25 protein-coding genes are annotated in these 23,979 nt (G+C 51.4%); 12 read left to right on the forward strand and 13 right to left on the reverse strand.

Annotation, left to right across the window (positions count from 1 at the left end):
• Positions 1–14: 14 nt before the first annotated feature.
• Together K0H81_RS14290 and K0H81_RS14295 are read left to right on the forward strand one after the other, a co-directional pair.
• The gene (locus K0H81_RS14290) at positions 15–1,652 is read left to right on the forward strand and encodes an alkaline phosphatase family protein (RefSeq protein WP_220058755.1); all 1,638 of its coding nucleotides are present in this window, start codon (positions 15–17) and stop codon (positions 1,650–1,652) included.
• Positions 1,653–1,738: 86 nt separating this feature from the next.
• Entirely contained in the window at positions 1,739–2,572 is an 834-nt protein-coding gene (locus tag K0H81_RS14295; RefSeq protein WP_220058756.1) for a hypothetical protein, read from the forward strand.
• Positions 2,573–2,709: 137 nt separating this feature from the next.
• On the opposite strand, the gene ltaE is transcribed toward K0H81_RS14295, so the two are convergent.
• On the reverse strand, positions 2,710–3,717 hold the full coding sequence (gene ltaE / locus K0H81_RS14300; protein ID WP_220058757.1) for a low-specificity L-threonine aldolase: 1,008 nt from the start codon (positions 3,715–3,717) through the stop codon (positions 2,710–2,712).
• A gap of 316 nt (positions 3,718–4,033) precedes the next feature.
• Between ltaE and K0H81_RS14305 the strand changes: the two genes are divergently transcribed.
• Both K0H81_RS14305 and K0H81_RS14310 read left to right on the forward strand, forming a co-directional pair.
• On the forward strand, positions 4,034–4,687 hold the full coding sequence (locus tag K0H81_RS14305; protein ID WP_220058758.1) for a trimeric intracellular cation channel family protein: 654 nt from the start codon (positions 4,034–4,036) through the stop codon (positions 4,685–4,687).
• Between the two features lie 29 nt (positions 4,688–4,716).
• Positions 4,717–4,857 (forward strand): hypothetical protein, encoded by a 141-nt coding sequence (locus K0H81_RS14310; RefSeq protein WP_434086868.1) that lies wholly within the window; start codon positions 4,717–4,719, stop codon positions 4,855–4,857.
• Between the two features lie 82 nt (positions 4,858–4,939).
• On the opposite strand, the gene K0H81_RS14315 is transcribed toward K0H81_RS14310, so the two are convergent.
• The 3 genes from K0H81_RS14315 to K0H81_RS14325 all read right to left on the reverse strand — a co-directional run bounded on the left by K0H81_RS14315 (position 4,940) and on the right by K0H81_RS14325 (position 7,141).
• Entirely contained in the window at positions 4,940–5,764 is an 825-nt protein-coding gene (locus K0H81_RS14315; protein ID WP_220058759.1) for a mechanosensitive ion channel family protein, read from the reverse strand.
• Between the two features lie 29 nt (positions 5,765–5,793).
• Positions 5,794–6,504, reverse strand: coding sequence for an OmpA family protein (locus tag K0H81_RS14320; protein WP_220058760.1), 711 nt, complete (start codon positions 6,502–6,504; stop codon positions 5,794–5,796).
• A 214-nt stretch (positions 6,505–6,718) separates the two neighbouring features.
• Entirely contained in the window at positions 6,719–7,141 is a 423-nt protein-coding gene (locus tag K0H81_RS14325; protein ID WP_144203242.1) for a PACE efflux transporter, read from the reverse strand.
• A gap of 85 nt (positions 7,142–7,226) precedes the next feature.
• On the opposite strand from K0H81_RS14325, the gene K0H81_RS14330 reads away from it, so the two are divergent.
• Complete coding sequence (locus K0H81_RS14330; protein WP_220058761.1) at positions 7,227–8,102, forward strand: LysR family transcriptional regulator; 876 nt, start codon at positions 7,227–7,229, stop codon at positions 8,100–8,102.
• A 166-nt stretch (positions 8,103–8,268) separates the two neighbouring features.
• Here the strand turns inward: K0H81_RS14330 and K0H81_RS14335 are convergent, their stop codons facing one another.
• Together K0H81_RS14335 and K0H81_RS14340 are read right to left on the reverse strand one after the other, a co-directional pair.
• Positions 8,269–8,718: a DUF924 family protein gene (locus K0H81_RS14335; protein ID WP_144203238.1), complete on the reverse strand. Its 450-nt coding sequence runs from the start codon at positions 8,716–8,718 to the stop codon at positions 8,269–8,271.
• 300 nt (positions 8,719–9,018) lie between these two features.
• A complete protein-coding gene (locus K0H81_RS14340; RefSeq protein WP_220058762.1) occupies positions 9,019–9,582 on the reverse strand; it encodes a DUF4136 domain-containing protein in 564 nt (187 codons plus the stop codon).
• 173 nt (positions 9,583–9,755) lie between these two features.
• Between K0H81_RS14340 and K0H81_RS14345 the strand changes: the two genes are divergently transcribed.
• The 6 genes from K0H81_RS14345 (at position 9,756) to K0H81_RS14370 (ending at position 15,889) form a co-directional block, all read left to right on the forward strand.
• Positions 9,756–10,070 (forward strand): hypothetical protein, encoded by a 315-nt coding sequence (locus tag K0H81_RS14345; RefSeq protein ID WP_144203234.1) that lies wholly within the window; start codon positions 9,756–9,758, stop codon positions 10,068–10,070.
• Positions 10,071–10,361: 291 nt separating this feature from the next.
• Positions 10,362–11,564 (forward strand): IS4 family transposase, encoded by a 1,203-nt coding sequence (locus tag K0H81_RS14350; RefSeq protein ID WP_220058389.1) that lies wholly within the window; start codon positions 10,362–10,364, stop codon positions 11,562–11,564.
• Between the two features lie 323 nt (positions 11,565–11,887).
• Positions 11,888–12,217, forward strand: coding sequence for a stress response translation initiation inhibitor YciH (gene yciH, locus K0H81_RS14355; RefSeq protein ID WP_011864948.1), 330 nt, complete (start codon positions 11,888–11,890; stop codon positions 12,215–12,217).
• A 16-nt stretch (positions 12,218–12,233) separates the two neighbouring features.
• Complete coding sequence (locus K0H81_RS14360) at positions 12,234–12,791, forward strand: YqgE/AlgH family protein (RefSeq protein WP_220058763.1); 558 nt, start codon at positions 12,234–12,236, stop codon at positions 12,789–12,791.
• A 21-nt stretch (positions 12,792–12,812) separates the two neighbouring features.
• A complete protein-coding gene (ruvX, locus tag K0H81_RS14365) occupies positions 12,813–13,232 on the forward strand; it encodes a Holliday junction resolvase RuvX (protein WP_220058764.1) in 420 nt (139 codons plus the stop codon).
• Positions 13,233–14,686: 1,454 nt separating this feature from the next.
• Positions 14,687–15,889, forward strand: a complete 1,203-nt coding sequence (locus K0H81_RS14370; RefSeq protein ID WP_220058389.1) for an IS4 family transposase — start codon at positions 14,687–14,689, stop codon at positions 15,887–15,889.
• A 195-nt stretch (positions 15,890–16,084) separates the two neighbouring features.
• On the opposite strand, the gene K0H81_RS14375 is transcribed toward K0H81_RS14370, so the two are convergent.
• The 7 genes from K0H81_RS14375 to K0H81_RS14405 form a co-directional block, all read right to left on the reverse strand.
• Positions 16,085–16,525 carry an Imm44 family immunity protein gene (locus K0H81_RS14375; protein ID WP_220058765.1) on the reverse strand — a complete coding sequence of 147 codons (441 nt, stop codon included), beginning with the start codon at positions 16,523–16,525 and terminating at the stop codon, positions 16,085–16,087.
• A 102-nt stretch (positions 16,526–16,627) separates the two neighbouring features.
• Positions 16,628–17,101 (reverse strand): hypothetical protein, encoded by a 474-nt coding sequence (locus K0H81_RS14380; protein WP_220058766.1) that lies wholly within the window; start codon positions 17,099–17,101, stop codon positions 16,628–16,630.
• Between the two features lie 403 nt (positions 17,102–17,504).
• Entirely contained in the window at positions 17,505–18,707 is a 1,203-nt protein-coding gene (locus tag K0H81_RS14385; protein ID WP_220058389.1) for an IS4 family transposase, read from the reverse strand.
• A 43-nt stretch (positions 18,708–18,750) separates the two neighbouring features.
• Positions 18,751–19,158, reverse strand: a complete 408-nt coding sequence (locus tag K0H81_RS14390) for a hypothetical protein (protein ID WP_220058767.1) — start codon at positions 19,156–19,158, stop codon at positions 18,751–18,753.
• Between the two features lie 655 nt (positions 19,159–19,813).
• Complete coding sequence (gene hemH, locus K0H81_RS14395; protein WP_220058768.1) at positions 19,814–20,827, reverse strand: ferrochelatase; 1,014 nt, start codon at positions 20,825–20,827, stop codon at positions 19,814–19,816.
• A gap of 180 nt (positions 20,828–21,007) precedes the next feature.
• The gene (locus K0H81_RS14400; protein ID WP_011864943.1) at positions 21,008–22,120 is read right to left on the reverse strand and encodes a PilT/PilU family type 4a pilus ATPase; all 1,113 of its coding nucleotides are present in this window, start codon (positions 22,118–22,120) and stop codon (positions 21,008–21,010) included.
• A gap of 12 nt (positions 22,121–22,132) precedes the next feature.
• Positions 22,133–23,170, reverse strand: coding sequence for a type IV pilus twitching motility protein PilT (locus K0H81_RS14405; protein ID WP_011864942.1), 1,038 nt, complete (start codon positions 23,168–23,170; stop codon positions 22,133–22,135).
• A 35-nt stretch (positions 23,171–23,205) separates the two neighbouring features.
• Between K0H81_RS14405 and K0H81_RS14410 the strand changes: the two genes are divergently transcribed.
• Positions 23,206–23,907: a YggS family pyridoxal phosphate-dependent enzyme gene (locus K0H81_RS14410; protein ID WP_220058769.1), complete on the forward strand. Its 702-nt coding sequence runs from the start codon at positions 23,206–23,208 to the stop codon at positions 23,905–23,907.
• The last annotated feature ends 72 nt before the right edge of the window (positions 23,908–23,979 follow it).

Consider the following 23,979-nt stretch of genomic DNA (forward strand, 5'->3'; position numbering starts at 1 on the left):
TTGGGAGCAACAAAATGAATAAGAAACTACTAGTACTGTCTCTAGCAGCCATTCTAGGCCTAGCGGCTTGTGGAAGCGACGGTGATAACGGTAAAGATGGCACCGCAGGTACGCCAGGTACCGACGGTAGCAATGGCACTAACGGCAAAGACTGGACCGGCGTTAACCAGTGGTATATCGATGGCCAAAACCGCGTCACTAAGGCGTCGGGCATGAGCAAGAACAACGAAGCGGGCGCCGCCAAGAATATCATTCTGTTTGTGGGCGACGGCATGGGCGTGTCTACCGTGACGGCGGCGCGCATCCTCGACGGTCAGCTAAAAGGTCAGACAGGTGAAGAGAACTCACTCTCTTTCGAAACCCTGCCTCACCTAGGCCTGGCTAAGACCTATAACGTCGATGGCCAAACGCCTGACTCTGCCGGCACCATGACCGCCATGGTCACAGGTGTGAAGACAGACGTAGGTGTGATCTCTCAGGCTGAAGGCGTCGAGCGCGGTGTCTGTTCATCGACCTCGGGCCAAGACCTGGTCACCTCACTTGAGCTGGCCGCCATGGCGGGCATGTCTACCGGTGTGGTCTCTACCGCCCGTATCACTCACGCTACCCCTGCGGCGACCTATGCCCATGTGCCAGAGCGTAACTGGGAAGCTGACAGCAACCTGCCGGCCGAAGCCGTTACCAATGGCTGTAAAGATATTGCCGCCCAGATGCTGGACTTCAACGACGGCAAGGGGATCAACGTGGTTATGGGTGGTGGTCGACGCGCCTTCATCCCTAACACCACTGTCGATCCAGAAGGCAAGACGGGTAAGCGTAACGATGGTCGCGACCTGACCGCCGAGTGGATGGCGCAGTACCCTAACGCCGCCTATGTGACCGACCGTGACAGCTTCCTGGCCATGGACACAAGCACCACAGAGCACGCCCTGGGTCTGTTCAACTCGTCTCACATGGAATATGACTATGACAGAGTCGAAGATGGCGTCAAAGGCGAGCCTTCACTGGCCGAGATGACGGCTAAGAGTATCGACATTCTGAGCAAGAACGACAAAGGCTTCGTGCTGATCGTCGAAGCCGGTCGTATCGACCATGCTCACCATGCCGGTAACGCGGCCCGTGCCCTGCACGACACCATCGCCCTGTCTGAGGCAGTACGTGTTGCCATGGAGAAGACCTCGGCTAACGACACCCTGTTGATGGTGACCGCCGACCACAGCCACGTGTTCACCATCGCAGGTTATCCAACCCGTGGTAACCCTATCCTGGGTCTGGTTAAGAGCAACGACTCAAACGGTCAACCGTCTGTGACTAACTCTACCGATGCCAACGGCATGCCATACACCACTGTCGGCTATGCCAACGGTCTGGGCTTTGGCTCACTGGAAACTGGTGGCGACGAGCGTTACAACTACGCCGCCGAGCCTGGTCGTGTGGATCTGAACTACATCGACACCCAGAGTGCCGGTTTCCACCAGGAAGCCCTGGTACCGCTGGAAAGCGAAACCCATGCCGGTGAAGATGTGGCCATCTTCGCTCGTGGCCCAGGTGCAAGCCTGGTTGAGGGTACCGTAGAGCAGAATCACATCTTCCATGTGATGAACTATGCCGGTGACCTGGTCAAGAAGGCAGAAGCCGCCGCGGCGCAATAAGGCGCAGCGACTCGCAGCCTGACGCCTATGAAACTAGGCTATCAGGCTGCTTATTTGGTTAATAGAGAAATATCAGTAGGTCTATTATGTCTCGCTCAACATTCAAGTCAGTCTCACTCTTCTTAGGCGTCACCGGCAGCCTACTAATGGGCAACCTGCTCGTTGGAAAACTAGCCATGGCTCACGCTCAGTCAGACAGCCAGGGGCATCAGCATGCCGCCGGTACGCTGATCTGCGACAGCGCCGCTCAGCCAACACGCTTTCAAGCCAGCTATCAGATAACCGCTGGAAATGATGATAAGGCGCAAGCCCACCAGCTGATCCTGACCCGCTTCGACGACACCATCATCTATCAGCGCGGCCCGGTAAGCTATGAGGCCTGGCAGAAGAATGGCGAGTATGTACGCTACTTCCCCGAGCAGAAACGCTCTATCAGCTATCGCCGCAGCGATCTGCTGGCCCTAAATATTCATACGGATATCGACAAGCAGTTTCATCTGATCGCCCCCGCCGCCTTGAACCAATTCGATAAGGGCGAGCAGCATCAGGATGCCTGCTTTACCCAGCAAAGCTACACTCACAACAGCGACTCCAATAAGGGCAAAGCACAAAACCAAGGCAAGCAGCAGTCTCTGGAACTTGACTGGATAAACGAACTCCAGCTCCCCGCCAGCCTGACCATTACCCAGGGCAAGCAACAGCTTCACTACCAACTCACCAAGCTGACCCCTATCAATCAGCAAGGTTTCGAGCTGCTGACCTCGGGTTACCAAGATCTCGACTTTGCCGATGTGGGCGACAGCGAGTCTGACCCTTTCATCGCTAAGATGATCACCCAGGGCTTCATTCAGCACGGTAGCTCAGGCTTCTACTCGGCCGATGGCAAGCTACTTGAAGGCGGCCACGACCATCATCACTAGTGATGCCAAGCACTTAGAGAGCTAACTTTTCCTTCAAGAGCGTTTTCTTGAAATAGTGCAAACGTAAAAAAGCCATCCTGAGGATGGCTTTTTGCTTAATAGCTTCTGGCTTAGTGTTTAGCTGCGCACCGCTAGCCTTAGAGCAGCGACTTGAGCTTATCGATAAAGAGCTCGATATCTTCGCGGCGGATATCGGCGTGAGTGACCAGCCGCAGCGTCTTGCCCGGGCTGATGAGGATACCAGATGCCTTCAGTGACGCGGCCAACTTGTCGATGGCGACACCTTCTGCCACCCGGGCAAACAGCATGTTGGTCTGCACCTCAGCGAGATCCACCTCGAACTCATCCAGGCTGCTTAACTGCTCGGCCAGATAGCGGGCGTTTTCATGATCTACAGCCAGGCGAGATACCTGCTCGTTCAGGGCGATTTCACCGGCGACCGCCAAAATCCCCGCCTGACGCATGCCGCCACCTAGCATCTTTCGCCAGCGGCGGGCCTTGTTGATAAGCCGTTCATCACCGAGCAGCAACGAGCCCACGGGGGCGCACAGTCCCTTAGAGAGACAGATAGAGACAGAGTCGAAATACTGGGTGATATCGGCGATATCCAGATTCTGGGCCACCGCCGCATTGGCGATGCGGGCGCCATCTAAATGGATCTTGAGTCGTTTGTTGAAGGCCAGCGCCTGAGCCTCGGCCAGATAGGACTGAGGCAGCACCTTGCCGCCTATGGTGTTTTCCAGACTCAAGAGGCGAGTGCGGGCAAAATGGAAATCATCCGGTTTGATGGCCGCCTCAATATCAGACAGCAAGATGCTGCCATCAGGCTGGTTGGTGAGCGGCTGAGGTTGAATGCTGCCCAGCACAGCCGCTCCGCCCCCTTCAAACTTATAGTTGTGGGCCTGCTGACCACAGAGATACTCATCGCCACGCTCACAATGGGACATCAGCGCCAGCAGGTTGGCCTGAGTGCCCGAGGAGGTAAACAGGGCACCGTCGAATCCAAAACGCTCTGCCGCCATCGCCTCCAGTCGGTTAACACTGGGATCGTCTCCATACACATCGTCGCCAACTTGGGCATCTGCCATGGCGCGGCGCATCGCCGCCGTGGGCTGAGTTACTGTGTCACTGCGAAAATCAATCATCTTCCCCATCCTACTCATCTTAAAATGATACACCGAGCGCAAATAGTACTCCTCGTCGCCCGCCCTCGCTAGAGCCTGCCCTAACGCCAGCCGAGAAAATTATCATCAGGCGTCACTTACTCTTAGCTTTAACCTGAATAAACTAATAGGATAAAAACCCCAATTAGCGATTATTAAGGCAACAAACTACTAACAAGCCAAGATTTCCCAAAAGATAGAATTAAAAAATCTAATCCGAATTTTTCAAAAAATCTCGCTGTCATTTCCAGTGAGAGACTGGCAATATGCGCACTCTTTTTTCCCGACTGAATCGACAATGCAAGAAGCTGAATTTATCACCCTCCTCTGGCTCATCGGCATACTGGCCGAGGCCATGACAGGTGCGCTATGCGCCGGCAGAAAACAGATGGATCTGTTTGGCGTGGTCATCATAGGCTGTGCCACCGCCATCGGCGGCGGTACCCTACGCGACATCCTCCTGGGCAACTATCCCCTCATCTGGGTAGAGAATATCCACTACCTGCTGGCCATCGCCTTCGCCTCGCTGCTGACGGTCATCATCTCGCCCGTGATGCGCTATCTCTCCAAGCTGTTTCTGGCCATAGACGCATTGGGCCTGGCGGTATTTTCCATTGTCGGCGCCCAGAAGACCCTGCTGCTGGGCTTCAGCCCGACGCTTGCCATCGTCATGGGGGTGGTGACCGGCGTCTTCGGCGGGGTGATCCGCGACATCCTCTGTAATCAGGTGCCGTTGATCTTCAAGAAGGAGCTCTACGCCCTGGTCTCGCTGACCACCGCCAGCCTCTACATGCTGCTGCGCAGCTTTGAGGTGACCGAGTGGGTCAACCTGGCCATCAGCCTGAGTGTTGGCTTTAGCTTCCGCATGCTGGCCATTCGCTATCACTGGGGCATGCCCAAGTTCGACTATCAGCATGGCGATCACGGCAACCAGGACAGCCAGGCCCACTAAGAAAGTTGGCCCTCAGCCCTGAATTCAAGGTGACCGAATGGGTTAACCTGGCCATCAGCCTGAATGTTGGCTTTAGCTTCCGCATGCTGGCCATTCGCTACCACTGGAGCATGCCCAAGTTCGACTATCAGCATGGCGAACACGGCAACCAAGACAGTCAGGCCCACTAAGAAAGTTGGCGCTGCCCCCTGAATTCAGGCACAAAAAAAGGTCGGAAAATGCCGACCTTTTTACTGTCAATCGAGCCAAGGCTTAAGCCGCTGGCGTCTCTTTGACATAGATATCCATCTGTGGATATGGGATACCGATATTGTTCTCGTCCAGCGCCAGCTTGATCTGCTCTAGGATCTCGAAACGGGCCGGCCAGTAGTCGCTACCCTTAACCCAAGGACGTACCACGAAGTTAACCGAAGAATCCGCCAGCTCGGTCAGTGCCACTGTGTAAGCAGGATCTTTCAGAATGTAGGCGTTGTTGTCCAATACCTGCTTAAGCACTTCCTTGGTCTGCTTAAGGTCGGCATCGTAAGACACGCCGATAACCAAGTCGATACGACGGGTTTCCATGGCCGAATAGTTAGTGATGGTGCCGTTCATGATTGATGAGTTAGGCGCCACAATCACCTTGTTATCTGGGGTGCGCAGCTTAGTCGAGAAGATGGTGATCTCATCGACCGTACCCGCGATACCTGCCGCCTCGATGTAGTCGCCTACGCGGCAAGGACGGAAGAGCACCATGAGCACGCCAGAGGCGAAATTAGACAGCGAGCCCTGCAGCGCCAAACCAACAGCCAAACCGGCGGCACCGATAACGGCAACCAGAGAAGCCGTCTGAACACCGATCTGCCCAAGCGTGGCGATCACTGTGAAGACAAACACCAAAGCCCAGGCCATGTTAGCTACGAAAGAGACCACAGTCTTGTCGATCTTACGCTTATTCATCAACTTAGTAGTAAGCTTCTTAGCCACATTAGCCAGGTACTTACCAATAATAAAGATGATAATGGCGAAGACCACCTGCAGACCATAGGTCACGATCAGCTCAGGCGCTTGCTCGACATATTTATCCAAATTTTCCATGTAACGCTCCCTAATAAAATGGACCAGTATTACCTGGCCTCAACCATAAACTCGACTCTACGATTCAATGCCCGCTCGCCTGGACCCAAGTTATCGGTCACGGGCTGACTGGCGCCTTTGGCGACTATCGACAGTCGCTCCGCCTTAACACCGTAATCTTGTACAAAAATCTGTTTCACCCGCTCTGCGCGCTGGCGTGACAAACTAAGATTCACCGCCTCGCTGCCTATATTATCCGTGTGCCCGACCAGGGTGAGCCTTGCATTTGCATCACTCGCGCTAAGAAAGTCGCGCACCTTGGCCAGCTGTGGCCACTGGTCGATACTCACCTCGGCACTGGCGAAGGCAAAGTAGACGCGCACGACATTGGACTCGCCTATCGACCTCTTAACCTGCTCGTCTTGCTTATTCTGTCTGGCTTGCCCATTTTTGGCTGTCTGAGCGGCCGGTTCACAAAAGCTCAGCAGCTCTCCCTCGGGCGCGATGCAAGCTATTTCATCTCGCCTTATCTCGCAGCCCTTGGCATCGACCACGGCATTGGGGCGAGAGTGCGGGCAGGCATCTTTACTGTCTGGCACGCCATCTAAATCGCTATCGACCCAGCCAAGAGCCAGCGCGGCACCACTGATGCAGAGGCCGCAGACAACACAAATTAAGCCTAGGCTCAGCTTAGTGGCAAACGAACCGCTTCTAACCGGCATTTTGCGGGCATAGACCCTTGGGTCACTCATATCTGTCATATAAAGCACTCATGCAACTCACTCAAACAACTAACTCAAGCAGAGCTATCTCAAGCAGAGCTATCTCAAAACGCATGAAAAACAATCAAATATAAAGATGCAGACAGGGATACATTTTATATCCTTCTGCCTGCATCTCCAATATAAGAATATCTATCTAGTGAAATTAATTCTCATTTTGGCCATCACCTAGCCGCCGCGTGCACTCACCTCGTTAAGCCTTCGCACGCTGCCCATAAAACTTAGATCTTGCCCAGTCAAAAAGCCAGTTAAAGATAATGGCATAGAAGAAAAACACCACTAAGAAAACCGCCTCCAGCATCAAAGATTGCCAGATGGTGATCCCCAGAAACCAGGCCACCACAGGCACGGTCACGAAGACTAATCCACCTTCGAAGCCCAGGGCATGCACCACCCGCAGTTTAAGCGAGCGCTTGGTACGATCTTCACCGAAATAGTTGTCGAATCCCAGGTTGTAGAAGTAGTTCCAGGTGACGGTATAGAGGCTAAGACCAATACCGACGGCGGCCATCTCACCCACACCATGGCCGGTGAACCAGATGGCGATGGGCACCACTAAAGCCAGGGCAAAGATCTCAAAAAGCACCGAATGTAGGATTCTCTCTATAGTAGACATGGTCGTCGCTCCGCAAATTTAACTTGCGACCATTTTTATCCATATTTATGATACATAAAAGTTAGATACCATCTCATTTTACGATATGCCGACACTCGAGCAACTACAACTCTTTCTGGCGACCGTGGAAACCGGTTCCTTTTCGGCGGCCGCCCGGCGCCTCAACAAGGTGCAATCTGCGGTGAGCCAGCAGATCATCAACATGGAGATAGATTGCGACAAGCAGCTGTTCGACCGCAGCGGCCGCTATCCAGTGTTGACCCAGGCCGGTCAGACCCTGCTGCCCCAGGCCAAGGCGGTGATCGCCCAGCACCTAAGGCTGCAATCCCTCATAAACTCGCTGGACGCCGGACTGCCGCAACAGTTTCGCCTGGCGATCGATGAAGGGGTGCCCTTCTCCGAGCTCAGTCAGCACCTCAACCTGTTTGCCGACAAATACCCCCTGATGCAGCTCGAACTGCGCATGCTGCCCAGCAAGGAGATCATCGAGCAGGTAAGGCAGCAGAACCTCGACATGGGGGTGATCTTCAGCGAAGAGATCTATCCCCAGCAGATAGACTTCGAATCTTTGGGGTCGGTGAAGTTTGAGCCTGTGGTCAGCCCTAATCACCCACTGGCCAAGGCAGAGACCAACAACCTCGACCAATTGAAGCTTCACCGTCAGCTCACCATAGGCAGCAAGCAGACGCAGCAATCGAGCTTTCAGGCGGAGCACTCGCCTCAGCTCTGGCTGGCCGACAGCTACTATGCCCTGCTGGATCTGGCCAAGTCAGGCTTCGGCTGGACACTACTGCCGGAGCACCTGGTGCTGGACGCCCTGGCCCAGGGGCAGCTGTGCCCGATTCCGCTGAATATGGAGCAGATGGGCTGGATTGCCAACGTGGATCTGATCCAGCACAGCAGCGTCAACCAGGAGGTGAGTCAGGTGTTCCGTCAAATCTTAAGTGCCGCCATCGCCTAGTCGGACTATGGCGACCTATTAGCGATGCAGCTGAGGTAGGAGAGCGAGATTGAAGAAAGTAGATAAGAGAGCTGAGATAAGAGAGCCGAGATAAGAGATAGTCGTGGCGAGCCGGATGACTCGCCAGCGATGGGCTAGCTATTTGCAGCTGCTCTCGAGTAGCAATCTAGTTAGCGAGCGAGGCCTGCTGATACCAGTGGCTCCAGGCAGGTCTGGCATGGATTGCCAGCTGAGACTGCATCCCCTCTAACAGGCGGATCAGCAGCGCCCTGTCTTCACTCTTGCTGGAATAGAACAGGGGATCGTAGAAGCAGCGACGCTGCAGGGGTTCAAGCTGAGTATCGAAGCCGCGATCCACACCGGAGACACAGAGATCCCGCGCCTTGAGTTGCAGCGCCAGGGCCGCCTCGTCTTCCAACAGATGCGCCACCGGTCCCATGAGAAGAATAAGTGCCAGACGCCCCGGCGGATTCTTCTGCCAGTGCTCCAGCTCACCCGACTTGGCACCCACCAGCAGCTGCTGCCAATGACTCAAGGTCTCCTGGCTAAGCTCCTTGGCCTCGACGCCTTCGCCCTTCTCATAGTGGTGAAACCACTGCTGTAAAAACTGTTCCACGCTGCCCCCTAGATACGATTAAATCATGAGTTTAAAAAATCCTGGTCGAGGCAGCATAACACCAGGCCAGCGGTGGAATAACTAGGACTTTGGTCGAAGGAAGGTGCAAATGCGCCCCTCGCCGCGCCACCCGGGTCACACTTCTTACCGATGGGACAAATATCAGGCAAGAAACATTAGCCTCGAAATGCCGGCAAGAAACTACAGAGACTGACTGTAGAGAGAAATGACAGAAAACAGGAGATTAAAAAAGCGGCCCCTTGGCCGCTTTCATATTAACTTTCAGCTCATAGAGAGAGGCTATTTCGCCTCTTTCTGTGGTGGGTAGTTGAGCATCATGGCCGCTACCGCCTTGTTGACCACCTCGACGCGCTCCTCTGGGGTGCTCTTGTCACGAATGGTATCAGCCACAGAGCCGCGCCAGATAAGCTTACCCGTCTCTTTGTTGATCATGTCCAGCACCAGGGTGCCCACCTCATACTCACGTACCGTGGTCTGGGTGTGAACGCTACCACCCCAGCCCCAACCTGGGCCATAGTAGTAAGGGTCATAACCGAAGTTGGTATTAAAGGTATCGACATTGATCTTCTTGTCGACCTTAGTGAAGTAGTTCACCAGCACGTCGGCATTAGCCGCCTCCACCTTGCTGATCCCCTTCATCTGCAGCTCACGGTCTACCGCCTCGCGAACGCGTTGATCCATCAAGCCATCTAAGTTGTAGGTGGTATCGTCAGTCTTCTTCACCACCCATGCATAGCTCTTCACATCATCGAAGTTGACCTTGGGATCATAATCAGAGCTGGTTTTCAGTGTGCTACAGGCCGACAGGGCAAGTGCAGCGGCTAAGATAATCACCTTTTTCATAGACTCTCCAGCATGTTTCAGGCATGACTTAAACAGGAATTTATCTTAAAGCTTACATAGCAAACCTCTGTTCTACAACTCTTCTTTATTGTAAATAGCGTTTCGTTCAGCTTGACTTCAGCAAAAACCTAAATGATAATTATTATCAATTAGTGTTATATGAGATCTGTCCCATGACTTGGTTTATCACAGCATTTGTTATCGCCAGCGCCATCTTCATGTTCGCCCCTAAATCTTTGGCCACGCCCATGGCGGAGAGCCCCAAGGTAAAGACCTCCCAGTGGGTGCTCTTTACCTTGCCCTTGCTGGCCTTGGTCATCATGATGATCGCCATGGCGAAGGGCTATAGCTCGAGTCATGCCAGCATCGCCATCGGCTTCGCCCTCACCGCCTGCAGCGTGGCCATCAGCCGTTTTCACCGATTCATCCTCCCCTGCGCGGCCTACACAGGCCTGTCGCTGCTGATGTTGGCGCTGCAGTACCTCTAGTCTCTAGGTTTCGCTAAAAGAGTTTTGCTCACTGATTGCGCCAGCTCGCCCGGCGCCTTGGGATGTTAGGGTCTGTTGACCTTTCCTGTTTGTTTTTGCAGCATTTTGTAGGGCATTTATACCAGGCAGAGGCCTGTGTAGTGGTTCTTAATATACCAAAGTTACATAAACGGACGATAACGCCGTTGACTAGGGAATCCCCAGATAATTCCCTTTTTATTCAATTCAGTAGACACGCATGGTGTTGATTGATCTAATTGATTTCGCCAAAAAACTACCAGATCCAACACCATGCGTGATGTCCATATCTTACACGATTTACTCAAAAAGCAATGCCCGCAAATACATCAAAAACGGCTTAATTCTCTGATGGTTGCTACAGAAGCGTTACTTGATGGCAATCAGTTGTCACTCACTCAGCTTGGTCGCAATATCTCTGGTGCGGTGGCGCCAAAGCACAACATCAAACGGATAGACAGGCTACTCGGCAACCCGCATCTACACTCTGATAAATTCGCTATTTATCAATGGCATGCCAAGTTACTCTGTGTTGCTAATCCCATGCCGGTAATCCTCATTGATTGGTCTGATGTCCGTGAACAATTGCGGATGATGACATTGCGAGCCTCTGTCAGTGTGCAAGGGCGCTCGGTTACCCTGTATGAGCGTACTTTCAAGCTTGCCGACTACAATGCTCCACGCAGTCATAACGCCTTCTTGGCGGAGTTGGCACAGGTGCTGCCGTCCCATGTGTGTCCACTGATTGTCACCGATGCGGGTTACCGCAATACCTGGTTTCGGGAGGTGGAACGATATGGTTGGTTTTGGCTTGGCCGTGTCCGTGGGGATGTCGGCTTTCTCCAGGCCAATCATGCCCAATGGCAGTCGAATAAGTCGCTTTATCCCTCCGCCACGGCGAAAGCCCGGCATATTGGTTACGTAAAACTGGGACGAAAATCGCCTATGCGCTGTCATTTACATCTGTACAAGGCTGCGCCGAAATATCGAGCCGACAAGCGGTCATCCAAAGCAGGACGCAATCATACGGCACAACAAAGTTACCGTCTTGGCAGTAAAGAGCCTTGGTTACTGGCAACCAACTTGCCTACGGAGGCGTTCTCGTCAACGCAGGTGGTCAAACTTTATGCCAGACGGATGCAGATAGAAGAAACCTTTCGCGACCTCAAAAGTCCCCAATACGGCATGGGACTCAGACAAAGCCGCAGTCGTTGTCCACGCCGTTATGATGTGTTGTTGCTGATAGCTTTGTTGGCAGAAATCCTGCTTTGGTGCATCGGTCTGGCAGCCAGGCATCTGGGATGGCAGCGGAGGTTTCAAGCCAATACGATACGTGACAGAAACGTGCTATCTGTGCTCCGGCTCGGCAAAGAAGTGAGACGACGTCCGGAATACTCAATCAAAGAATCGCATTTTCGCTGGGCTTGGGGTGAATTTCTTAAACTGGTTAACACCTCTGGGAGGCCCGAATTATGAGGGGATCCTCCAGCGCCGTTGAAATGGCCAACAAAAGCTGCCCGAAGGGTTCATCTAAACGCGCCTTGCCCTGTGTTGCGTGCTATTTGCATAGAATACTATGCGGCACAGCGCGCGCCTTGAGCAAAACGCGTTTAGATTGAACAAAAATTAAACCTGAAAGATAAACAGCCCCTAGTACCGATACCTCCCTGCATTTGGTATCTATGCTTATCCATGACCACCCTAGGGTGGTCTTTTTTTCGTATCTAAGAATTACTCCTCCCACAAGGGAGTTTCAATTTGATAAACTCAGGGTATCTTAGTTAAGCATGTGACAGATGATGAGAATCGATCCCAATATTGCCCTGGTGTACAGCACTGATGGCGGCAAAATCGACCAGCCCAAGGAAACCAAGGCCATCCCAGAAGGCGACGGCATAGTGCGCATTCATAAAGACAGCAAGGGCCGCAAAGGCAAAGGCGTCTCTGTGATCAAGGGCCTTGGCCTGGACGAGAAAGAACTCAAAGCCCTGGCGCAGAAGCTGAAGAAACAGTGCGGCTGCGGCGGCACGGTTAAAGAGTTCAACATAGAGATCCAAACAGACAACAGAGAGCAGCTAAAGACACTGCTGGAAAAACTGAATTATCAGGTGAAACTGGCGGGTGGTTAACCCATTGGAGCGCTAGATGGATAGTTTGCAAAATCATTTACTCATAGCCATGCCCTCGCTTAAGGACACATTCTTCGAGCGCAGCGTGATCTACCTGTGTGAGCACAACGAACAAGGCGCCATGGGGCTGATGATCAATCGCCCCATAGGGGTCGATGTCAATGAGCTGCTCAGACAGATGGAGCTGGATGATTTTCACACCATAGAGAGCATCAACAGCAAAGTCTTGGTAGGTGGCCCCGTGGGGCAAGAGAAAGGCTTCGTGCTGCATACGCCGCAGCCACAGTGGAGCAACAGCCAGCAGATCAGCGACGATCTCATGCTCACCACCTCAAGAGACGTGCTCACCTCCCTGGGCAGCAAAGAGGCGCCCGAGCAGTTTATCGTCGCCCTCGGCTACGCTGGCTGGGGCCGTCATCAGCTGGAACAGGAGCTGGCCGACAACACCTGGCTCTCCATCCCCGCTAATACCGACCTCATGTTCAACACGGCTCATGAGAGCCGCTGGCAGAAGGCCACAGAATCATTGGGCTTCGACATCTGGCAACTCTCCTCCCAGGCCGGTCACGCCTAACAGTAAAGGATAAAATTCACTATGAGTTCAGCAAGCGTCTTGGGCTTCGACTTCGGCACCAAGAGCATAGGCGTCGCCATCGGCCAGCAGATCACCGGCAGCGCCACTCCCCTCGCCTCCCTCAAGGCAAACGACGGCATCCCCAGGTGGGAAGAGATAGAGGCGCTTATCAAGGAGTGGAAACCCGACCTTATCGTCGTCGGCCTGCCCCTCAACATGGATGGCACAGAGCAGGAGATGACCCAGAGAGCCCGCAAGTTTGCCAACCGCATCAGCGGCCGCTTCGGCGTCAAGACAGCCACCCAGGATGAACGCCTCACCACAGCCGACGCCAAGGCTAGACTGTTCGAGATGGGCGGCTACAAGGCCCTCTCCAAGGGCCAGGTCGATTCCATGTCGGCGGTGCTCATCATCGAGAGTTATTTCGAAAATCTCTACTAACATTTGAACGTTTGAAGGCGGCCAAACAAGGCCGCTTTTTTTCTGCGCGGAAACTCGCTCTCTGAGTTTTTCTCTGATTGTAACCCTTACCTTTCTGACAGTTTCGATGTCATTTGATGGCCAACAGTTACTGTTTTGCATTGCTTGCAGCAGGTGCAGTGCATGGACGCACCAATGTCGCGAACACAGGGATGTGTAAGAGCGACCTTTTTGTGTATTCGACAGGACGCAACCAAAGCTTGGCTTGTTCCTTAGCAAGACTAGTTACAGCGTTAACCGTCACTGTTTTGAATTGCTTGGTAGCAGGTGCAGTGCAAGGATGCACCAATGTCGCGAACACAGGGATGTGTAAGAGCGACCTCTTTGTGCAGATACGCCTGTGAGACGCCGACTCTTTATTTATAGAGAGTAATCCCTTTAGGCTCTGCCTAAACATCTGATGTGAATGGACTCACGAATGCCGCAATGACATGGATGTCAAAGAGCGCCCCTGTTTCAAAAGCTCACCGGCGTATCTACACCCAGTTATCCATCTCTTCGATTAGACGGTATGGGAAAGTTCTTGGCATTTACGAGTTAGATTTTTGTTCGAATTCATTTGGGACTGCTTAATATTTGCGCAGCTTAACGCCTTGTTAAAAAAGAATTTTGCTTACTACAATGTGAAGCGAAACCCACCAAGTAAATTTTGTCCACTTTAAAACAGTTTGTTATACATATTTACCTTTTTAACCACCATTCATTTTCTATATCTTTCTTTGTTATCCAGCGATATAGTTTGCGGAATGTTGGTACTGCATACTCTGTTTTGAGTTTTAAATTACATGCAGTGCATGTAGATATTACAAACATAGCTCTAATCAATGGCCTCTGCCGAGACTCAAAATATACGAATGGATCCTCACTAAATTTGACTCTATGAGATGTATTCCCACATGCACTACATTTAGGCTCTCCATTATTATTTTTGAGGAAGTTCATAATGAATTCATGCGCTTCTAACTCCCAAGCTGTAGCGACTGCGCTTGCTCCACAATACTCACAATATTTTTTTTGAGCCGAGTTACCTCGTTCGCAAGCTAGGCAACTCCATCTATAACCTGACATTTTCACCAAAAAGTATAACGCCGCCATATGGGGCGCATAAAAGCTTGGCTAAAATTAGCGACGAAGGAGCGCAAGCCAAGCGTTTTGCGTCCAATTGCCATGATGGCCTTGTTATATACCGCTTACTCATGCAATTAAAATACTAGTTACCACTGCACCGACAAACCAAATAAACATACACAAAAAACAACGACCATATATACGCCTGCCTTCAGCATCTTTAGGACCTATATAAAAGCCATTACCTAGGGAATCCCCAGATAATTCCCTTTTTATTCAATTCAGTAGACACGCATGGTGTTGATTGATCTAATTGATTTCGCCAAAAAACTACCAGATCCAACACCATGCGTGATGTCCATATCTTACACGATTTACTCAAAAAGCAATGCCCGCAAATACATCAAAAACGGCTTAATTCTCTGATGGTTGCTACAGAAGCGTTACTTGATGGCAATCAGTTGTCACTCACTCAGCTTGGTCGCAATATCTCTGGTGCGGTGGCGCCAAAGCACAACATCAAACGGATAGACAGGCTACTCGGCAACCCGCATCTACACTCTGATAAATTCGCTATTTATCAATGGCATGCCAAGTTACTCTGTGTTGCTAATCCCATGCCGGTAATCCTCATTGATTGGTCTGATGTCCGTGAACAATTGCGGATGATGACATTGCGAGCCTCTGTCAGTGTGCAAGGGCGCTCGGTTACCCTGTATGAGCGTACTTTCAAGCTTGCCGACTACAATGCTCCACGCAGTCATAACGCCTTCTTGGCGGAGTTGGCACAGGTGCTGCCGTCCCATGTGTGTCCACTGATTGTCACCGATGCGGGTTACCGCAATACCTGGTTTCGGGAGGTGGAACGATATGGTTGGTTTTGGCTTGGCCGTGTCCGTGGGGATGTCGGCTTTCTCCAGGCCAATCATGCCCAATGGCAGTCGAATAAGTCGCTTTATCCCTCCGCCACGGCGAAAGCCCGGCATATTGGTTACGTAAAACTGGGACGAAAATCGCCTATGCGCTGTCATTTACATCTGTACAAGGCTGCGCCGAAATATCGAGCCGACAAGCGGTCATCCAAAGCAGGACGCAATCATACGGCACAACAAAGTTACCGTCTTGGCAGTAAAGAGCCTTGGTTACTGGCAACCAACTTGCCTACGGAGGCGTTCTCGTCAACGCAGGTGGTCAAACTTTATGCCAGACGGATGCAGATAGAAGAAACCTTTCGCGACCTCAAAAGTCCCCAATACGGCATGGGACTCAGACAAAGCCGCAGTCGTTGTCCACGCCGTTATGATGTGTTGTTGCTGATAGCTTTGTTGGCAGAAATCCTGCTTTGGTGCATCGGTCTGGCAGCCAGGCATCTGGGATGGCAGCGGAGGTTTCAAGCCAATACGATACGTGACAGAAACGTGCTATCTGTGCTCCGGCTCGGCAAAGAAGTGAGACGACGTCCGGAATACTCAATCAAAGAATCGCATTTTCGCTGGGCTTGGGGTGAATTTCTTAAACTGGTTAACACCTCTGGGAGGCCCGAATTATGAGGGGATCCTCCAGCACCCAAGAAAATGGCAGTGACAGTGATTCAATTAGCATTCCGCTAATTACAATAATTCCGCCGGCTATAAATGATGATTTCTTCGATGCTTTCATAGGTATATAACGCCTGCATAAGGGGCTGATAATGCTTGGTTATACTGTGAAGCGAAGCGGAACCGAGCCAAGCGTTAGCAGTCCCTTCACTTTATGCGCTTGTTAGGTACGGATACGCCAAAGCAATTTCGAATATCAGACTCTAGCCGCTGACCGTCAAAACTCTTGTTTGCGCGCTGACTTAGTATACGCACAGATTCGATAATGTTATCGATTAGTAATTTGATCCTTTGTTCGTCACTACCGTTGCAAAATTCACCATAATCAATACGCAAACGGAAGTCGGTTGAGTGTGATTTTCTTTTAAAAATTTTCCGTTCTTTATGCCAACCAGCAGCCTCCATTTCATCGGATAGTTTTACGATTATTGGAATAATATTTAGCTCAGCCACTTCATTTCCGTAGCTTTCTACCTCAAGAATTGGAGTCAACTTTTCAGTAACGTAGTCGCTAGCAACTTGAAACTTTTTATCGATTTGGTCTTGCGGCTTTGTTCCATCAAGTTCACCACTTAAGAAGAATTTCACGACAATTCCTTTTGAGTTACCTAACGCCCCGCTAAACGGCGAGCGATAGCGAGTCCGGTGGAGGCCACGCTTTTTGTGGCCGGAACGTATTTGAGCGGTTTGTTAGGCTTCATTAGGTAGAAGGTCATGACAAATCTGTACAAATAATTCATTGAGATGAAACCTGTCAGCATCTTCTAATTTATCTACAGACTCTAGCTCCGCTAAACCTTGCTCGATACCATCCGTCATGTCACAAAAAGCTGCTTTTGCACTTCGCCAGATATCTAACCACTCAGATAACTGAGGAGTGTAGTCAAGTTCATGGGCATACCTATTGCGTATGCCGTTGATTTTCTCTAGAACATTCTTCTGATCTTTATTTACTACGTCGTGCTTCTCAGCTTCAAGAAGGACTTTGTAAAAACCACTTTTTTCGAGCTTTTTTGAAGCTGAACCAGTTATGTCAACTAACCTCTTTCTCAACATGTACTCGACTACAATATGCCCCTGAAGAAACCAGCCAATATCCGGACGCTCATCCAGCGTTCGATAATAAACTTCCATTTCATCAAATAGTGTATCGGTGCAGGACATAAGTTTCTCTGAGAGCCTAACGCCCTCATAAGTGGCGCAATAAAGCTTGGCTATACTAACCGAAGAATGAGCGCAGCCAAGCTTTTTGCGTCCACCCTTAATGCGTTCGTTAACAGCCTTGTTCTAGAATCACTAGAGGTACAGCTAGCCACTCTTTAAACGAACTCTTAGCTGGTAGAACTCGAAGTAAAGCTTTAACTTTAAACTCAAGTTCACCCACAACTGACTCTCGCAGAGCAAGTAATGGCTCGATACCAGAAGAAAAATAATCACTAGTAGTAATAAGTGCAAATTTATTGTTATTTTGATCTTCTATAGAAAAATATGATTCCTCTGCAACGATTTTCTCCTGATCTTCTGGATTGGGTGCAGAAGGCTTACCAATAAGCGCTGGAGGATCCCCTCATAATTCGGGCCTCCCAGAGGTGTTAACCAGTTTAAGAAATTCACCCCAAGCCCAGCGAAAATGCGATTCTTTGATTGAGTATTCCGGACGTCGTCTCACTTCTTTGCCGAGCCGGAGCACAGATAGCACGTTTCTGTCACGTATCGTATTGGCTTGAAACCTCCGCTGCCATCCCAGATGCCTGGCTGCCAGACCGATGCACCAAAGCAGGATTTCTGCCAACAAAGCTATCAGCAACAACACATCATAACGGCGTGGACAACGACTGCGGCTTTGTCTGAGTCCCATGCCGTATTGGGGACTTTTGAGGTCGCGAAAGGTTTCTTCTATCTGCATCCGTCTGGCATAAAGTTTGACCACCTGCGTTGACGAGAACGCCTCCGTAGGCAAGTTGGTTGCCAGTAACCAAGGCTCTTTACTGCCAAGACGGTAACTTTGTTGTGCCGTATGATTGCGTCCTGCTTTGGATGACCGCTTGTCGGCTCGATATTTCGGCGCAGCCTTGTACAGATGTAAATGACAGCGCATAGGCGATTTTCGTCCCAGTTTTACGTAACCAATATGCCGGGCTTTCGCCGTGGCGGAGGGATAAAGCGACTTATTCGACTGCCATTGGGCATGATTGGCCTGGAGAAAGCCGACATCCCCACGGACACGGCCAAGCCAAAACCAACCATATCGTTCCACCTCCCGAAACCAGGTATTGCGGTAACCCGCATCGGTGACAATCAGTGGACACACATGGGACGGCAGCACCTGTGCCAACTCCGCCAAGAAGGCGTTATGACTGCGTGGAGCATTGTAGTCGGCAAGCTTGAAAGTACGCTCATACAGGGTAACCGAGCGCCCTTGCACACTGACAGAGGCTCGCAATGTCATCATCCGCAATTGTTCACGGACATCAGACCAATCAATGAGGATTACCGGCATGGGATTAGCAACACAGAGTAACTTGGCATGCCATTGATAAATAGCGAATTTATCAGAGTGTAGATGCGGGTTGCCGAGTAGCCTGTCTATCCGTTTGATGTTGTGCTTTGGCGCCACCGCACCAGAGATATTGCGACCAAGCTGAGTGAGTGACAACTGATTGCCATCAAGTAACGCTTCTGTAGCAACCATCAGAGAATTAAGCCGTTTTTGATGTATTTGCGGGCATTGCTTTTTGAGTAAATCGTGTAAGATATGGACATCACGCATGGTGTTGGATCTGGTAGTTTTTTGGCGAAATCAATTAGATCAATCAACACCATGCGTGTCTACTGAATTGAATAAAAAGGGAATTATCTGGGGATTCCCTAGCAATAAGCGTTATTGTGCTTTTCTTACGTTTTACGGTTACAGCACTGGCAAACATACAACCTTCAACCCAAGCATATTGTGAAGTTGAACCGACACTATGTAATTCACAATTAAAAGTCTGATAATCACCAAGTTCATCACTTAATTCATGTAACATTTGGCTTGTTGACCGTTCAAAAGTCTTACTCTCTGTTGAACTTGCACCTGCACTCAGGAACAAGGCTTTCAAACCTGCATTTACATTTTCAGATTTTGTGATTTTAGTTTGTGGGCAAACGCCTTTCGAATGCTCAAATTGCTCTGAAATGAACTCTTTATCTAAATAGATAATTGATCTGAAATCTCGCACGTAGCCTCCTTGGCAGTTAACAGCTTATTAGTGCGCATGCGTGTTTATCATGTTAGACCAGTAAAAACGCGCATTGTTAACTGGTTGTATTGCAACGAAGTTATCACCTTTACTTCAAATACACCATCTGGAAAAACGCGCATGCGCGTTTCCCAAACCTACTATCTACGTTACGAATTTCGTAAGTGATAGATTTGAAAGATATTTATTCAAACCGAAATGGGAAAACGCGCACGGATTTCGACTTGAAATCACCCAAAAGTCACATCATTTAAATACGACTGTATGCCTGTCCAGTTTCAACTACTCGTTATGAGTTGCTTCAAATAAGCAAAGATGTGCTAAGTCTCCATCTATCAGCAACAAATGAAGTTAAATCGAAGAGACGTTTAGATACGGGTGTAAGCACGCTTTTGGCTCTCGGCGGCATGGACGCCGCCGTGAAGCCCACACGGACGTGCTTGCGGCGTGCCAAAAGAGTGCTTGCACATACGTCGTTCCTTCACATCCATGTGATCACGACATTGGTACATCCATGTACAGCACCCGCCGGGCAGGCGCTAGGTTGCCATGAAGGTACGACCTTCAATACGCTAAACAGATAACAATCAAGCCTGCTGCAAAGCAGATGTTCTCCCCCTTTAACCTAACTCAGTTAAAGATAAGGCCTCACCAGATTCACCATCATATCGATATGGCCATCCTGGTCATTTAGACAGGGAATATAACGATACTTGCTGCCACCGGCCTGGGTGAACACATCCCGGTTCTCATGCTCAATCTCCTCCAAAGTCTCGAGGCAGTCGGCGCTGAAGGCCGGGCAAACGATGGCCACATCATCCTCGCCCTCTTTAGCTAACGCCTCCAGGCTGGCATCCGTATAGGGGCCGAGCCACTTGGCCTTGCCAAAGCGCGACTGGAAGGTGGTGATATAGTCGCCATCACTGAGTCCCAGACGTTCCACCACCAGGCGGGTGGTCTTCTGACACAGACAGTAGTAGGGGTCGCCAAGGTGCAGGTTACGTTCGGGCATGCCATGGTAAGAGAGCACTAACTTCTTCGGCTTGCCATGTTGCTCGAAGTCCTTGGCGATAGAGTCAGAGAGCGCCGCGATATAATCGGGATGATCATGATAGCTGTTGATAAAGTGCAGCGACGGCAGGTAGCGCCAGGACATCAGCTCCTTGGTCAGGGCGTCGAAGGCCGAGGCCGTGGTGGGCGCGGCGTACTGAGGATAGAGGGGCAAGACGATAAGTTTGTCGGTTCCCTCGCTATGAAGCCTTCTCAGCGTCTCCTTGACGCTCGGCTTGCCGTAACGCATGCAAATATCCACATTGACGTCACTGCCATTTTCACTCAGCCTTTGTGCTAGCTTGTCCCGCTGCGCCTGAGTGATCGCCATCAGGGGTGAGCCCTGCTCCGTCCAGATAGACTGATACAGGGCGGCAGATTTTGCTGGGCGGACCCGCAAAATGATGCCGTGCAGTATCAGCATCCACACCAGCTTAGGGATCTCCACCACGCGGGGGTCAGAGAGAAACTCCGCCAGATAACGACGCACCGCGCCCGTTGTTGGCGCATCCGGGGTGCCCAGATTCATCAGCAGTACCGTCGTCTTCGCGCGGCCGCCATGGCCCTGCTGTTTATTCAATCCAAAGTATTTTGCCAAAATGATTCCTTGTTTTTATCTGTGTTGCCCAAGCCGCTTTCTTTTTCTTTACGCCAAGGCACTTGGCCGAGGCTAATGATGCATGGGCATCAGTACGCGATTCGGCCCATTAGAGATCAATCGCCACACATAAAAAAACCGATAAAAGGATTATCGGTTTTTTCAAAGTGCAATAAGAGGCTAATCGAGATCCAGCGTCACACCTTCCATGAAACCTGAGCTTGCCGATTCTGAGCTTTGCAGCTTGATCATCAAGCGCAGATCGTTTGGCGAGTCGGCGTGGTGCAGCGCATCCGAGTAGCTGATCTCACCTTCCACATAGAGCTTAAGCAGCGCCTGGTCGAAGGTCTGCATCCCCTGCTCGTTGGATTTGGCCATGGTTTCCTTAAGCAGATGCAGCTCGTTCTTCTGGATAATGCTGGCAACCCTTGGGGTGTTGATCAACACCTCGATGGCCGCTCGGCGACCCGTGCCATCTGCCTTAGGCACAAGTTGCTGCGCCACGATGCCGCGAAGGTTCAGCGACAAGTCAAACAGCAGCTGCTGGTGCTTACTCTCGGGCACCAAGTGCATGATGCGGTCCAGCGCCTGGTTAGCGTTGTTGGCGTGCAGGGTAGCCATACAGAGGTGACCGGTTTCGGCGAACGACAGAGCAAACTCCATGGTCTCCTGGGTACGGATCTCACCGATCAGGATCACGTCCGGCGCCTGACGCAGCGAACTCTTGAGCGCGGCATCGAAAGAGTCGGTATCTATACCCACCTCACGCTGGGTGATGATGCTCTTGCGATGGTCGTGGACAAATTCCACCGGATCTTCGATGGTGAGGATATGGCCGCGGGCGTGGGAGTTGCGGTAACCCACCAGCGCCGCCAGCGAGGTCGACTTACCCGTACCCGTACCACCCACCATGATGATAAGGCCACGCTTACTCATTACCAGGTCTTTCAGGATTGGTGGCAGCTTAAGATCTTCCACCAGCGGGATCTTGGTCTCGATACGACGCATCACGCAGCCCGGTGACTCGCGCTGCCAGAAGGCGCTGACACGAAAACGTCCCAGGCCCTTCTCGCCATAGGCGAAGTTACATTCGCGGGTCTCGTGAAACTCTTTACGCTGGGCCTCTGTCATCAGGGCCTCGACAAACTCCAGCGACTGAGCCGGGGTAAAAGGGTTCTCGGCTAAGGGGCGCACCTCGCCATCAACCTTAGCGCTGGGGGGAAAGCCGGCGGTGATGAAGAGATCCGACGCCTTGCGCTCTACCATCACCTTTAAAAATGGACGAACTTCCATACTCAAACCTTACTAGAAACTAGCGTTTTTATTAGAACTCTTGGCCATCGCATCTTCACGGGTGATCAGGCCACGGTTGACCAGATTCTGCAGACACTGATCTAGGGTCTGCATGCCGTGGGCCATACCCGTTTGAATGGCCGAGTACATCTGTGCCACCTTATCTTCGCGAATAAGGTTACGAATCGCCGGGGTACCCATCATGATCTCGTGGGCCGCCACACGACCGCCGCCGACCTTCTTGATCAGGGTCTGGGAGATTACCGCCTGCAGGGACTCAGACAACATGGTACGCACCATACTCTTCTCGCCCTCGGGGAATACGTCGACCACACGGTCGATGGTTTTCGCCGCCGAGGTGGTGTGCAGGGTACCAAATACTAAGTGACCGGTTTCCGCCGCCGTCATCGCCAGACGTATGGTTTCGAGGTCACGCATCTCACCCACCAGGATCACGTCCGGGTCTTCACGCAGTGCGCTACGCAGCGCGGCGTTGAAGCTGTGGGTGTGTCTGTGCACCTCACGTTGGTTGATCAGACACTGCTTGTTCTGGTGCACGAATTCGATAGGGTCTTCGATGGTCAGGATATGGTCGTGACGGTTCTCGTTTACATAATCTATCATGCCCGCCAGGGTGGTACTCTTACCCGAACCTGTCGGGCCGGTTACCAACACCAGACCACGGGGAAAGCTGGCAATCTTCTTGAAAATCTCAGGGGCGCCCAGTTTCTCCAGGCTTAAGATCTCGCTGGGAATGGTTCGGAACACCGCCGCGGCGCCGCGGGACTGGTTAAAGGCGTTCACACGGAAACGGGCTAAGTTGGGCACTTCAAACGAGAAATCTATCTCTAAATGCTCTTCATAATCTTTACGCTGTTTGTCGTTCATGATGTCATAAACGAGGCTGTGTACGCCTTGATGATCCAGGGCCGGCAGATTAATCTTTCTGACCTCACCATCAACACGTATCATGGGAGAGACTCCCGCAGAAAGGTGTAGATCCGACGCGTTGTGTTTTACACTAAAGGCAAGTAACTCTGTGATTTCCATAGTATGGGATATCCATTCAACCAAAAACTTACAACATGACAACAATAGCAGACAGACTGGCCGACGCCCACCAAAGAATCGCTCAAGCGGCGCAAAATTCATCACGTGATAGCAGGGATATACAGCTGCTGGCGGTCAGTAAAACCAAGCCGATAGATCAGATAGTAGCGGCATATGATGCTGGGCAGCGGCTTTTTGGTGAAAACTATGTTCAGGAAGGTGAAGAGAAGATAAATGCCCTGCGCGAAAGCCATGGCGACATCGAATGGCACTTCATCGGCCCGCTACAGTCGAACAAAACCAAGAGCATCGCCGAGCACTTCGACTGGATGCACACACTGAGCCGAGAGAAGATCGCCAAACGCCTGAGCGAGCAGCGCCCCAGCCATCTACCACCGCTGCAGGTCTGCATCCAGGTGAATGTCAGCCAGGAGGAGAGCAAGTCGGGCGTTAATCCAGATGAGGTCGCTCACCTGGCCGAAATCATCGCCTCCCTGCCCAAGCTGACCCTGAGAGGGCTTATGGCCATTCCCACCGCCACAGACGATGTTGCGCTGCAGCAGGCCGAGTTTAGCCAGATGCAGGCCCTGTTCGAGGCGCTGAAACAGCAACACCCGAGCCTGGATACCCTCTCCATGGGAATGAGCCAAGATCTTGAGCAGGCGATCGCCGCAGGCTCGACCATGGTGCGTATCGGCAGTGCCATCTTCGGCGCCCGGGATTACGCTAAAGCTTAAAGGCTTAAGTGCTAAGAGCCTAAGGCCTTGTAATTGCCCTGAATGCCCAAATATAGATAGTTAGACGAATAA

Source organism: Shewanella halotolerans (genome assembly GCF_019457535.1).
GTDB classification, from domain to species: Bacteria; Pseudomonadota; Gammaproteobacteria; order Enterobacterales; family Shewanellaceae; genus Shewanella; species Shewanella halotolerans.